The sequence below is a fragment of the Actinomadura sp. DC4 genome (assembly GCF_030406325.1).
Taxonomy (GTDB): Bacteria; Actinomycetota; Actinomycetes; order Streptosporangiales; family Streptosporangiaceae; genus Actinoallomurus.
In genome coordinates, this window is sequence record NZ_JAUEQY010000007.1 from 341,727 (window position 1) to 354,121 (window position 12,395).

Below are 12,395 nucleotides of genomic sequence, written 5' to 3' on the forward strand. Positions count from 1 at the left end.
GGGCTATCCGCTCACCTCGTACCGGGCCACCGCACTGGTGGCCTCCCGAACCTCGGCCTCTTCGAGTCCCCCGATCTGGATCTCGAAGCGGACCTCACGCCCGGAGCCGGCCTCCCTGCCGTGCACCTTCAGCAGGCCGGTCGGGTTCATGAAGAAGGTGACCTCGAACGGCGCCCCGGCCGGGCGCAGCGGGAGGTCGGTGAGCATGCCGTCCCCGATGTGGGTGTTGTGCGCCAGCTCGTCGGAGGCGACCGACCCGGCCTGCTCCCAGACCTCCAGCCGTACGGAGTTCTGGTTGTCGGTGACCGTGTAGAAGGTCTGCGGGCCGGTGTCGGCGGGCAGTTCGGTGTTGGCGGTCAGCAGGTGCGCGACGAGCTCGCGGGCACGGTCCGGATCGGTCGTGAACACCGGGTCCTTGCTGTCCACGACCTTGAGGCCGAACGCACGGGGCACCACGGTGGCCACACGCTTGGCGGCCATGGTCTCGACCTGCTCGACGCTGATGCCGAGCTGGTCGGCGACGTCTTGGGCGGTCTCCCCCGACCCCGGCCCGTCTTCACCGTCCATGCCGATCTTGACCCGCTGTACGAGGGCGAACAGTGCGGCGCCCTTGGCCACCGCGAGGTCCGGGTCGTGCAGCCGGGCGTCGAGACCGAACCGCTCCTTGAGCGTCCGCGCCACCGCCGGCGTACGGGTCATGCCGCCCACGAGGAGCACGTCGTCGAACCGGGTGACGCCCTTGTCCCGCGCGGTGGCGATCGTCCGCTCGGTGATCTCCATCGTGCGCTCGAGGAGCTCGGAGGTGAGCTCCTCCAACCCGTCGCGGGTGAGTTCGAGCTGTACGACCGAGCCGTCGAACCGCATGTTGTGGCGGCGGCTCTGGGTGGAGCTGAGCTCCTTCTTCAACTGCTCGGCCGAGATCGCCAGATCCTGTACGAACTGCTCGTCCCCGCCCGGGTCGAGGTCGGAGTGCTGGTCGGTGAAGCCGTTCAGCAGGTAGTCGATGATCTTGGAGTCCCAGTCGGCGCCGCCCAGGTGATGGTCGCCGTCGGTGCAGACCACCTGGACGTCACCGCCGTCGAGCCGGATGACGGTCGTGTCGAACGTGCCGCCGCCGAGGTCGTACACGAGGAGGTGACGGACACCGGCGTCCTCGGTCAGCGCCTCGTAGTGCAGGGCCGCCGCGACCGGCTCGGCCAGCACGTCGAGGACGTTCAGCCCGGCGATCTGCCCCGCCTTGCGGGTCGCGTCGCGCTCCAGCACCCCGAAGTAGGCGGGCACCGTGATGACGACGTCCTTCACCGGCTCGCCGGTGTCCTCCTCGGCGTTGCGCGCCAGCTCCCGCAGGATCAGCGCCGAGATCGACTCGGGTGCGTGGGACTCGCCGTGGAACTCCCGCCGGGCGTCGCCCTGGCCGATCTGCCGCTTGATGAGCTCGACCACCAGGTCGGGGTTGAGCATGGCGGAGTTCTTGGCCGCGCGGCCGACGACCACGCTCTGCCCGGACTCGAAGTAGACGACCGAGGGTGTGGTCTCCTCGCCGACGGCGTTCTTGGCGACCACCGCGCGCCCGGTCTCATCCACGTAGGCGATGCACGAGTAGGTCGTGCCGAGATCGATTCCGTAGGTTGTCATGGGGCCTCACTGTGCTGTTCGAACTGGTGGAAACGCGCCTGGAGCGGCCGCCGGATGCGCCCGGTGTCACGCTCGGCGAACCCCGCGGCGATGACCTCGGCCACGGTGTTGTGCCGGCTCTCGTCGTCGCAGGGCACCACCGCGAGCGGTCGGTGCCGGTCGTGCTGGAACGGGTCGCCCGGGTCGGCGGTGAAGACCTCGATGCCGCAGCGGTCGAGGATCAGCGCGACGTCGTCGGCGAACGAGCGGAAGAGCGGGCCGCCGGGAGCGTCGGCCCCGAGCCGGCGCGCCTCCCGGTCGAGCTGGTCGTACAGCCGGATCAGGTCCGCCACGACCGGCTGCAGCACCGCCTTGTCGAGCCCCCCGCGCAGCCGCTGGTTCTCCTCGTGCAGCCGGTCGATGACCGCCTCACGATGGGCCGAGCGGCGATGGAACTCGGCGACCTCCGCCTCGACCCGTCCGAGCCGCTCACCGACCTCGGCGAACGGGTCGGGCGCTTCGGCGGCCTCTTCGGCCGGGGTCTCGTTCTCCTCGTCGGGCGGGGCGGCCACCGCCTCGACGGGCTTCGGTTCGTCATCGGGCACTGGAGTTCTCCCTGGTCCTTGAGATAAGGCGGGCACTCTGGCCGAGACGCTGTCCGGTAACGCGATTTCGGCCACCGCGGGCGCGGACGTGGGCGGGCACGGTGAAGCGGCTGAGTCGTCGGTCATCCCCCGGTCCTTCCGTCGCCTTCCGCGTCCCCACCCCGGGCGAGCCCCCGTAGTGCAACGGCATCGCCACTGAGGCGCACCATAGTCAGCTATGGTTTGCTACGTCCTACATATTTGCGGGAACTTCAGGACATGTGCCAGCCCCGAGTTCGGGGATGGTCACCCGCCCGGCCGCTGCGGCCGGTTGCATACTGAGGACATGCCAAGGCCGGAGAGGACACCTCTGACGCACGAGCGGCTCGTGGCCGATCTCGGACGGCTCCGCAGGAACGGGCTGGTCCGCCTGCGCGGTGTCCCGCTCGACGCGCTCTACGACGCCGCGGCCGGCTGCGACCTGCCCGGCGAGGCGAGTGAGCCGGCCGCCATCGAGGCGCTCGTCCGCCTGGCCATCGACGGGCTCGGCGGCGGGGACCTCGCGGTCGCCGCCGAGTACACCTTCGGGGTCGCCGGCGGCACGCGCGGCTGGAGCATCGGGGAGCGGCGGCGGCGTGCCGCCCAGACGTACGGCGTCAGCGTCGAACGCTTTCGTAAACACCACGAGCGGCTCGTCGTCGAGCAGGTCGCGGAAGAGATCCTCAAGCTCTGCCAGACGACGGTCCGGCGCGAGGCCGAGGCCCCCGCCCCCTCGCTCGACGGCCTGCACCGCGGGAGTACCACGGTGCCGCTGGCCCTCCCGGTCGGCCGGGCACGGCACGAGCTGACCCTGCACGTCATGCCGGTCGAGCTGCTGCGCGACATCGACGTCATCGTCTCCTCCGAGAATGTCAGCCTGGAGATGTCCAAGCTCTTCAAGCCGACCGTGTCGGCCGCGATCCGCAGGGCGGGCGCGTTACGCAGCCCGACCGGCGAGGTCGTCGACGACACGATCCAGCGCGAGCTGATCGAGTGGCTCCAGCGCAACGGGCGCGTGGGGTTCCCGGTCGCGGCGGGGACCGTCGCGGCGACCGGTCCCGGCGCGCTCGCGAGCGAGGGGATCCGGCGCGTCTACCACGCCGCCGTCGCGACCCCGCGCCCCGACCGCGACGACTACAGCGTCACCGCCGACGTCGTGGCCATCGCCGTGCGCAACGTCTTACGGCTGGCCGCCGCCGAACGCGAGCGGTACTCCCCTCCGCTGTCCTCGATCTGCCTGCCGTTGTTCGGCGCGGGACACGGCGGCGTGTCCGCGGCGACGAGCTTCTCCTGGATCTGGGCCGCCCTCGTACAGGAGCTGGCCGAGGACGACCCCTGGCGGATCCACCTGGTCACCCACTCCACTCCGCAGGCCGAGGCGATCGTGGTCACGGTCACGACCGGCTCAGTGGCAGCGGCGTCAGCTCACGAGCCGCCCGGGTGAGCTCGGCGGCCGGCGGGAACGCCGCGCACAGCGCCGCCCAGTGCCGCGTGAGCGGCCCCATGAGCGCGTCCGGCAGCAGCGGTCCGGGCGAGTCGCCCACCAGCAGGCGCAGCGGCCCGACCACGTACGCCTCGGCGAGTTCCGGCAGGGCGCCGAACTCGGTGATGTCCGGCCCGGTGAGCCGCGCGACACGTTCGAGCAATCCCTTCCGCAGGACCGACGTCGCGGCCGTCTCGCCGTTCAGCAGGCACGCGACGGTGGCGCCGATCTCCACCGCCATCGCGTACGACTCCGCGACCGCCAGCCCCCAGCCGTACTCCGCGGGCGAGGGCGCCGTGCCGCTCAGCGCGGCGAGCGCCGCCATGTGGTCCAGGTGCGCGCCGTCGTGGATGCCCCGCCAGACGAGGCGCTGCACCACGGGGATCCGCGCCGGCCGTTCGACCACGACGAACTCCGGCCGTTCCGGCCACGGCAGCCGGAACCAGCTCCGCCACAGCAGGCCGGGCGGGAGCGTCCGCTCGGCCACGGCCGGGTCCAGGCCGCTGGGCGAGGGACGGTAGCGCGCGCCCCACCGCAGCTGCCCCGGGCTGTCCTCGGGGATGGAGGTGTCCACGCGGATCGCCCCCCGCTGGGAGGAGGCCTTCGCGACCTCGTCGCAGAACTCCACGAGCAGGGCCGCCGCGCGCCGCGCCGGCTCCCGCGTCGCCCGGATCGGCGCGAGCGGGATCGCCTCGGGGTAGTAGGCCGGGATCGGACCGGCCATCGCGCGCAGCCTCCGCAGGCGGTCGGCGGCGGGGCCGCCGGCCGGGATCCGCGCCTCCCGCAGTGCCTGGTCCAGCTCGGCGAACGCCTCGGGCGCCTCCAGCAGCGTGATCCCGAGCGCGACCTCGGCGAAGCCGCGTACGGTCCAGATGTCGGCCTCCCACCCCCGGGCCGGGACGCTCAGGGCCGCCACGACGGCGGACCGGGCCCAGGCGGTCACCGCGCCGCTCACGGCCGGTCCCACAGGCGGACGCGCACCATGAAGCGGCGGCGGTCCGCGAAGAACGTACGGCCGTGCAGCACGCGCCGGTTGTCCAGGACGACGGCGTCGCCCACGCCGAGACGCAGCTCGATCACCTGCGGCGCCGTCTCCAGCCGCTGCGCGAACTCACGGGCGGTCTCCCGGTCGGCGCCCGCCGCGAGGTTGTCGACCCGCCAGCGGATGGTGCCGTCGCCGGGCAGCACGGCCGCGCGGAACGGGGGCTCGCCGTCGAACGGCGCGGGGACCCGCCAGGCCCAGTCCGGGCGGGCGAGCCGCTCCAGCAGCCGGTGCTCACGCTCGTGGCCGCGCAGCGCCGTACGGGCGTCGGACGCGCTCAGGATCCGGGTGGTCCCGCCGTCGTCGGCCGGGCGTACGGCGAACAGGCACACGAGATGCTCGGGCACCCGCCGGTACTGCGCGTCGGTGTGGAGCGTCGCTCCGCCCGTACGGCGGGAGAACGTCTGCCTCGCGTCGTCGGACGCCGGCCGTACGGCCCAGGCGGGTGTGCCGCCCTCCCGGTCCGAGGGCCGGCCGAAGCACGCCGCCGTACGGAGAATGCTCGAGATGTCCGGCTCGCCGTCGTGGACGAACGGCAGGCCGCGCAGCACGGCCCAGCCGCGGTGAGCCAGTGTCTCCTTCGCCGCCTGGAAATCGTCGATCGAAGCCTTCATGATCCGCCTCCTGCGGGGCGCCCGATTCGTGTGCTCACCAGCGAATCCGGCGCGCCGGGCGGACAGCGGTGCGCCGGCCGGGCGTCTTCGGGGCGTACGGCGGACCGTGAGGCGCGTACGGGGCGGAGATCGCGGGCCCCGCGCCCGGAAACCGGCCCGAAAGGGGACGGATCTCGCCCACGAACCGGCCCGCTTCCGTCCCGGGACCGGCCCGGCCACGACGGTCTACTGGATCGTGACAGGCGCCGACTGCCAGGGAGAGCTCACGTGAACGAGAAGCTGACCGGCATCGGCCGGGACCTCAGAGCCGGCCGCGACGTCGAGTCCCACCTCACGGCGTTCGTCTCGGTGGTGTTCGCGGTGTTGTCGTTCTTCGGTGATCTCGTCTCGGCGGACCTGCGCTGGGCGGTGTGCATGATGGGGATCGGCATCCTCGTCCATCGTTCCTCGCGTACGGAGGACGGCGAGGGCCCGCCCGCCGTACCCCCGCCGCACGGCGTCTGGATGCTCGTGGAGCTGAGACGGCACGAGCGGGCGGGCGAGGACGGCGACGAGACGCTGACCGTGTCCGTCTCGCTCCGCACGACTCCTTAGATCATCCCGTCGCCGTGGGTGGGCAGGCCGAACTGGTCGGCGATGGGCCGCCACGCGCTGACCACGTCGTCCTTGGCGTCGCCGGCGTCCTCGTCGGCCTGTGCCGCCTCGGCGTGGTCCGAGTCGTCGGTGGGGGCGTCGCCCGTACAGCCCTGGACGGTGTTCGCCCACGCCAGGTACGCGCGGTCCGCGCGGAGGGAGTCCTCCAGGGCGGTCACGAGCGAGGTGCGCAGGTCCTCACCGCCCTCCAGGGCGTCGACGGTCAGGCTCTGCGCCCGGCTGAGCTGGCTCTCGCGCTCGCCGATGACCTGCTCCAGCGTGCCGATCGCGCCGCTGACGCCGTCGCAGGTCTGCAGGTCCCCCGGGAGCTCCTTCCGCGTGGCGGCGCTGCTCTCCAGCAGCTCGTTGAACGCGGTGGCCTGGTCGGAGGCGTTCGCCGAGTCGGCCACGCCGCCGTCGCCGGAGGCCGCCTCGGCCGGGCTGTCCGGGGTGCCGCCGGCCGGAGAGTCGGTCCCGTCGCCGTCGCCGTCCACCGAGGAGCCGCCGTCGCCGTCGGACGTGGAGCCGGTCGGCCCGGAGTCCAGCGTCGGGCCTGACGTGCCGACGCTCACACGGGTGCCCTCGTGGGAGGAGTCGCCCACGCTCGCGCGGATCCCCACCGCGGCGAGCAGAACGGACAGGCCGACGATTCCGCAGAAGGCGGGGACCAGCCAGGGCGGGTGCCCGGCCGGAACGGGTGCCGCCGGGTCGCCGGCCCCGGTGCGCGGCGGCGGAGGCGTCTCCGGGGCTCGCGAGGGCGCGGCCGACCTCGGGTCGGTCAGGATGGTCATGGTCAGCAACGCCCCGCACCGGGTGCAGGTCGAACGGCCGATCGGCGTGCTGTGAGTACACGTGGGACAGCGCATCGTCATCGCCTTTCCTGGCGATCGGGCGGCGGACGGCCCGCTTCGGGGGCGTCCGCCGCCGGACTTCATCGTTGAGGGAGGCCGGTCCCGTTCTCGGGGAGGGACGGCTCTCCGGCCGGTACGGCCGAGACGCGGGCCGGCCGCAGAAGGCGGCCGCCGTAGCGGTAGCCGCGCTGGATGACGCGCCCGACGAGCAGCTCCGTGCCCGTACGGTCGCCGCCCTGGACGTCCACGACCTCGTGGAAGGCGGGGTCGACCGGTCCGAGCGCGTCGATGGACTCGATGCCGTGCTGGCTGAAGGCCAGGAGCATCTCCTCGCGGACCGAGGCGACGAAGTCCGGGTCGGCGCCGGAGTAGTCGTCGAGACGGTCGACGGCCAGCATGATCCGGAAGATCAGCGGGAGGAGGTACTCCAGCGCGACGCCCTCTTCCGCGCGCCGTACCCGGTCGTGGAGCTCCTCGACGAGGAGCCGCTTGTCCCGGTCGTCGAGGAGCCTGCGGCGGAACAGGTCGCGAAGCTCGTCGAGGATCCGTATGAGGTCGTCGCCGCCCGCGGGCGGGCCGGCGGAGTGCTTACTCATCGGCGGTCACCGGATCGTCGCCGTCCTGAGGTCGCGCGCCAGCCGCTCGACCTGCTCCTGGGGGAGGTTGTTGCGCCGGTCGATGGGGAACTCCCCGAGCGAGCGGTTCGCCACCAGGTCCATCACCTCGACGTGCACGGTCCCGTCGATGTCGTAGGCGATGAAGACCTCGATCGGCGAACCCGCCGGGTACGGGGGGACTGACAGCTCGACGCCCTGGCTGTCCCTGGTGATGATCTCCACGTCGGCCGGGTCCTCCTCGTCGCCGACGGTCACCCTGACCTTGATCTCGGTCTGGTTCGGCACGACCGTCCGGAAGAGCTGGCTCTCCCGCTGGGGGATGCGCGCGTTGGCCGGCAGGATCACGAAGTTGCGCTCGCGCCCGTTGTCGTCCAGGGCGATGACGCCCAGGCCGTGCGCGGTCACGTCGTTGATCTGCGGCGCGCCCACGGGCGAGGCATTGCCGGTCTCGGCGGCCACCAGGATCTCGGCCTGGATCGCCGCGCCGAGCGCGACCGCCTCGTCGGGGTGCAGGGTGGCGTTGGGCCGCCGGCCGGTGACCCGCTCGACCGCCCGGCCCACCATGGGCATCCGGGTCGACCCGCCGACGAGGAGCACCTCGTCGAGGGCGGTCATCGGCAGGCCCGCCGCCTGCACGACCTCCTCGACCATCTCGACCGTGCGCGTGAGCAGGTCGGCGGTCAGCTCCTCGAAGATCTTCCGGGTGAGTTCGAGCTTGGCGTGCTTGTCGCCCGAGTCGATGAAGATCGGCGCGCTGTCGAGCTGGCTGAGGAGGTGCTTGGCCGCCTCGCACTGGTCGCGCAGCCGCGCCTCGGAGCCCCCGTCGTCGAACTGGTCCTCCGCGCCCTGCCCGACGACGAGCTCGTTGGCCCAGGTCATGATGCGGTTGTCGAAGTCGTAGCCGCCGAGGTTGCGGTCGCCGGTGGTCGCCAGCACCGTGAAGTCGCCGCGCTCGATCCGGATCACGGTGGCGTCGAACGTCCCGCCGCCGAGGTCGTACACCAGGCAGACGCCGGCCTGCCGCTCGTGTAAGCCGTACGCGAGGGCGGCGGCCGTGGGCTCGCTGATGACGCGCATGACCTCGAGCCCGGCGATCCTGCCCGCGTCCTTGGTGGCCTGGCGCCGGGAGTCGTCGAAGTAGGCCGGCACGGTGACGACCGCGCGGGTGACGGGCTCGCCGAGCGTGCGCTCGGCGTCGGCGGCCAGCTTGCGCAGGATCTGCGCGGAGACCTCCTCGGCGGTGTACTCCCGGCCGGAGGCGGAGACGAAACGCCAGGTGGTGTTCCCCATCTCGCGCTTGACCCACTGGATGACGTCCGCGTGGCGCGAGACGGCCTGCCGCTGGGCCAGCCCGCCGACCAGGACGGTGTCGTCCTCCTCGATGAGGACGACGGAGGGCGTGGTGTTGGCCCCTTCGCTGTTGCGGATGGCCAGCGGCCGGCCGGTGGGGTCCACCGTGGCGCTGACGGAGTTGGTCGTGCCCAGGTCGATGCCGATGGCCTTCACAGTTGCCCCAGTTCTCTACGCAGTTGTTCGAGCCGGCTCTGCATGATCCGGTGTTCGATCCGAGCGTTGCGGCGGCGCTTGTTGTGCCGCCACCGCGGCGCGTACGCGCGCCAGAACACGAGCCCGTCGACGCACAGCGCGATGAGCAGCCAGTCCGCGGTGAGGCCGATGGTCGCGACGGCGGTGACCGTGGAGATCCACGCGGCCAGCCACCAGGCGAACGTCCAGCGCACGCTCGTGAAGAGGAAGAACACGAACTTCCGGTCACGGTGGGCGAGGACCTCCCGGTGCATCTCCTCCAGGCTCTCGCGTAGCTCGGGGTCGTCGAAGGGCTGGCGGATCGCGCGTTGCAGCAGGTCACTCATCTGCGTGATCTCGGCGTCGGAGGTGATGTAGGTGTTGCCGTCGCTGTACCGCTCGCTCGGCACCTTGTCGGCCTTGCTCGCGAGCGCCAGGGCGTAGAGCTCGGCGACCAGCGGGTGCTCGCCGAAGCGCCGGGACAGCGGCTCCAGGATCTCCAGCGCCGCCTCCTCCTCGCCGACGCTCCAGAGGAGCTGCGCCCGGCCCACCTGTCCGAGCGGGTTGTCAGGCGCGAGCCGGACGACCGCCTCGTAGGCGTCCATCGCCGCGACGTTGTTCCCCGCGGCGCTCAGGTCGAGGGCGAGCTGGTAGTGGTAGTCGGGGTTGCCGGGATCGCGGTCGACGGCCTTGCGCCCGGCCTCCACGGCGTTGATGTGCTGGTTGACCGCGGACAGGACCTGCGCGTGCAGGCCCCAGACCTCGGCCGTGTCGTAGGTGCGCACCGCCTCGGCGGTGAGCACGCCCGCCGTGCGGAAGTCGGCCTGGTCCAGTGCCGCGCGGATGCGCCGGACCACGTCGCCGACGGGCGCCGCGCCGCTCCCCGATGAGGCGTCCGCCGGCGCGGAGCCCTCCGAAGGCCCGCCGCCACGGTGGATGCGGTACCGCTCGTCGTAGTCCGCGCGGGCCTGCGGGTCGAGGAGGATCTTCTGCGCCGTGGCCAGCCGCCCCATGGTCTGCTCGGCCTGCTGGCGCTTCTCGAGGATCGGCGAGCCGGTCTGCTTGCGCACCTTGCGGCGCCTGTCCTTGATCGCTTTGTCGATCTCCTCCGCCGAAGCGGTGGGCCCTACGCCGATGAGCTGGTAGTAGTCGACGAATGGATCGGGGCTTGAAGCATCGTCCATGTCACTCCCCCGCCCGGCCGCCGGCCCAGCAGGGCTTGGCTCGGGCTAATGATGACGGCACTGTGACGTTCCCCCAGGTGGATTTACTTTTGTCCACTAAAATATATTTAGTGTGTGATGGATGTCGCACGTTATGTAACTGTTACGCCCGATCCTTCACACAAGCTCCCCGCATCCCTAAGACGTACGACCATGCGCTAAGGTTTGCATCGTCTTGAAAGGGATGTATGGGGCAAATCCCCAGGTACATGCCAGAGGAGTACATAGTGGCGTCACCCGAATCCGCGAATCAGGCGGGTGAAGATCGGCTCGCCGCTATCGCCGCCGCGGCCGTCGAAGTACTCCGCACGCGCGACTACCACGCGGCCCGTACCGAGGACATCGCCGCGGCGGTCCGCATGGACGCGGACAAGGACGGCCGCTCGCGCCGCGGGCGGCGCAGCGCCGTCTGGGTGTATTCCGAGGTCAAGAGCCGGCGGGTCCTCGTCGCCCTCGCGGCCTTCCACGCGTGGCGGCAGCACCGCGAACGCCTGGCGAAGGTGCCGGACCAGCCCGCTCCGGTCTCGCTCGCCGCGGCCCAGGAGCGGCTGGCCGAGGCGCTCACCGAGATCGTCCGCTTCCACCGCGCCCAGCGCATGCTGATGACGCAGGTGGCGTTCGGCATCGGCGACGTCGGCACCTCCGAGAAGCGCGCCGGCTCGGCCACGGCCGTGCACGAGTGGGCCGCCGGCCCGTTCGGCCGCGTCGCCGCCGAGGGGTTCGGGTTCCGCATCAGCGCGTTCGCCGACTTCCTGGCCGAGCACGTACGCGTCGCCGCGCAGGCCGTCACCGACCCGCCCGAGGAGGAGATCCAGCGCAGCGCGCAGAGCCTGTCCGACCTGGCCTTCCGCGCGTGCATGGCCGACCTCGAAGGGCCGATCGACCGCATCGGGTACGGGCTGGCGGCGTACTGGTACGAACGCGACCTGCTCCGGCTGGCCGGGCCGTGGGTGCGCCAGCTGGACGCCGCCGAACGCAGCCTCGCGGCCACCCGCCAGCGAAGGACCGACCCGCGCGCGGAGGCGTACGCGCACGCGGTGGTGATACGGGTGCTTCTCGAAGCGGGCACCCTCCACGCGCGCAGCGCCGAAGAGGGTGCCCGGCTGGTCGGCCAGTTGCGGACACTCAGTGGCCGCGACGAGAGCGAGGCGTCCGCGGACCGGCGGACGCTCAGCGACGCCGCCGCGCGGCACGGGCTGTCCCTGATGCGGTACGGCCGGCTCGCCGCCGCGCGCGAGGCGTTCGACCTGTCGCGCGAGGCGGCCGGGGACCATTCCCTCGCCGCGCGCGCGGACCAGAATCTCGCCGAGGTCGCCCTGGAGTCGGGCGAGGTCCTGGCCGCACTCGGCCTCGCCGCCGACGTGCGCGAACGACGCGAGCGGCTGGCCGTACAGGCGGCCGACGAGGCCTCGCGCCGGGCGGCCTGCCGCCGCCTCTCGCTGACGGACGAGCTGCTCGCCCGTGCCACCATCCGCGCCGGCCAGGTCGTACGCGGGGTCGTCCGCGCCACGGAGATCCTCGCCAGCCGGACCCCCTCGCCGGACGACTTCGGGGCGAACGCCCTCGCGAACGCCCAGATCCTGCTCGCGGACGCGCTGGTCTCCGCCGGCCATCCGGGCGAGGCGTACGAGGCCGCGAGGAAGGCGTTCCGGCAGTTCCACACGACGTCCGTGCCGGCCAGCGACCGGATCCAGCGAGCCCAGGTCCTCCTCGCGCGCATCGCGCGGGCCGAAGGACGCCCGCAGCACGCGATCGAGCTGCTGAGAGACGCCCCGGTGCTCTCGCCGTGGTTCGCCGACCGGGTCTCGGCCCGTCTCTCGCACGCCGCGCGCGTGCTGCTGGCCGCGGGGGGGGGGGGGGGCGGGGGGGGGGGCGCGGGGGGGCGGGCGGGGGGGGCGGGGGGGGGGCGGCGGCGGGCGGGGGGGGGGGGGGGGGGGGGGGGGGGGCGGGGGGGGGGGGGGAGGGGGGGGGGGGGGGGCGGGGGGGGGCGGCGGGGGGGGCCCACGCCGCGAAAGAAGCGACTCAGGACCTCGGCGCGGCGCCGCGGCGCCCGCGCCCCCCGCCCCCCCGCCCGCCCCCCGCGCGGGCGCCGGCGGGCGGGCGGGGAGGGGCGGGGGGCGGGCGGGGCGGCCCCGCGCGGCGCCGCGGCGGGCCGCCAGACCGACGGGCGC

At 72.9% G+C, this 12,395-nt stretch carries 11 protein-coding genes; 3 read left to right on the forward strand and 8 right to left on the reverse strand.

The window, feature by feature from the left end; translation table 11 throughout:
- Nucleotides 1-3 precede the first annotated feature (3 nt).
- Together QWU11_RS14820 and grpE (QWU11_RS14825) are read right to left on the reverse strand one after the other, a co-directional pair.
- The gene (locus QWU11_RS14820) at nucleotides 4-1,635 is read right to left on the reverse strand and encodes an Hsp70 family protein (RefSeq protein ID WP_290108686.1); all 1,632 of its coding nucleotides are present in this window, start codon (nucleotides 1,633-1,635) and stop codon (nucleotides 4-6) included.
- The gene (gene grpE, locus QWU11_RS14825; RefSeq protein ID WP_290108687.1) at nucleotides 1,632-2,219 is read right to left on the reverse strand and encodes a nucleotide exchange factor GrpE; all 588 of its coding nucleotides are present in this window, start codon (nucleotides 2,217-2,219) and stop codon (nucleotides 1,632-1,634) included. The genes QWU11_RS14820 and grpE (QWU11_RS14825) overlap by 4 nt, the downstream gene beginning before the upstream one ends.
- Nucleotides 2,220-2,544: 325 nt before the next feature.
- Here grpE (QWU11_RS14825) and QWU11_RS14830 point away from each other — a divergent pair, with 325 nt between their 5' ends.
- Entirely contained in the window at nucleotides 2,545-3,681 is a 1,137-nt protein-coding gene (locus tag QWU11_RS14830) for a hypothetical protein (RefSeq protein WP_290108688.1), read from the forward strand.
- On the opposite strand, the gene QWU11_RS14835 is transcribed toward QWU11_RS14830, so the two are convergent.
- Together QWU11_RS14835 and QWU11_RS14840 are read right to left on the reverse strand one after the other, a co-directional pair.
- On the reverse strand, nucleotides 3,632-4,675 hold the full coding sequence (locus QWU11_RS14835) for a hypothetical protein (RefSeq protein ID WP_290108689.1): 1,044 nt from the start codon (nucleotides 4,673-4,675) through the stop codon (nucleotides 3,632-3,634). The two genes, QWU11_RS14830 and QWU11_RS14835, sit on opposite strands and share 50 nt — an antisense overlap.
- The gene (locus QWU11_RS14840; protein WP_290108690.1) at nucleotides 4,672-5,376 is read right to left on the reverse strand and encodes a TauD/TfdA family dioxygenase; all 705 of its coding nucleotides are present in this window, start codon (nucleotides 5,374-5,376) and stop codon (nucleotides 4,672-4,674) included. Before QWU11_RS14840 ends, QWU11_RS14835 begins: the two co-directional genes overlap by 4 nt.
- A gap of 267 nt (nucleotides 5,377-5,643) precedes the next feature.
- On the opposite strand from QWU11_RS14840, the gene QWU11_RS14845 reads away from it, so the two are divergent.
- Nucleotides 5,644-5,970: a hypothetical protein gene (locus tag QWU11_RS14845; RefSeq protein ID WP_290108691.1), complete on the forward strand. Its 327-nt coding sequence runs from the start codon at nucleotides 5,644-5,646 to the stop codon at nucleotides 5,968-5,970.
- Here QWU11_RS14845 and QWU11_RS14850 read toward each other — a convergent pair.
- The 4 genes from QWU11_RS14850 to QWU11_RS14865 form a co-directional block, all read right to left on the reverse strand.
- On the reverse strand, nucleotides 5,967-6,800 hold the full coding sequence (locus QWU11_RS14850) for a hypothetical protein (RefSeq protein ID WP_290108692.1): 834 nt from the start codon (nucleotides 6,798-6,800) through the stop codon (nucleotides 5,967-5,969). The two genes, QWU11_RS14845 and QWU11_RS14850, sit on opposite strands and share 4 nt — an antisense overlap.
- A 140-nt stretch (nucleotides 6,801-6,940) precedes the next feature.
- Complete coding sequence (grpE, locus tag QWU11_RS14855; RefSeq protein WP_290108693.1) at nucleotides 6,941-7,456, reverse strand: nucleotide exchange factor GrpE; 516 nt, start codon at nucleotides 7,454-7,456, stop codon at nucleotides 6,941-6,943.
- A gap of 6 nt (nucleotides 7,457-7,462) precedes the next feature.
- Nucleotides 7,463-8,983 (reverse strand): Hsp70 family protein, encoded by a 1,521-nt coding sequence (locus tag QWU11_RS14860; protein ID WP_290108694.1) that lies wholly within the window; start codon nucleotides 8,981-8,983, stop codon nucleotides 7,463-7,465.
- Nucleotides 8,980-10,185 (reverse strand): tetratricopeptide repeat protein, encoded by a 1,206-nt coding sequence (locus tag QWU11_RS14865; protein WP_290108695.1) that lies wholly within the window; start codon nucleotides 10,183-10,185, stop codon nucleotides 8,980-8,982. The genes QWU11_RS14860 and QWU11_RS14865 overlap by 4 nt, the downstream gene beginning before the upstream one ends.
- Before the next feature lie 266 nt (nucleotides 10,186-10,451).
- Here QWU11_RS14865 and QWU11_RS14870 point away from each other — a divergent pair.
- On the forward strand, nucleotides 10,452-12,395 hold a 1,944-nt coding region (locus tag QWU11_RS14870; protein WP_290108696.1), incomplete at its 3' end, for a hypothetical protein.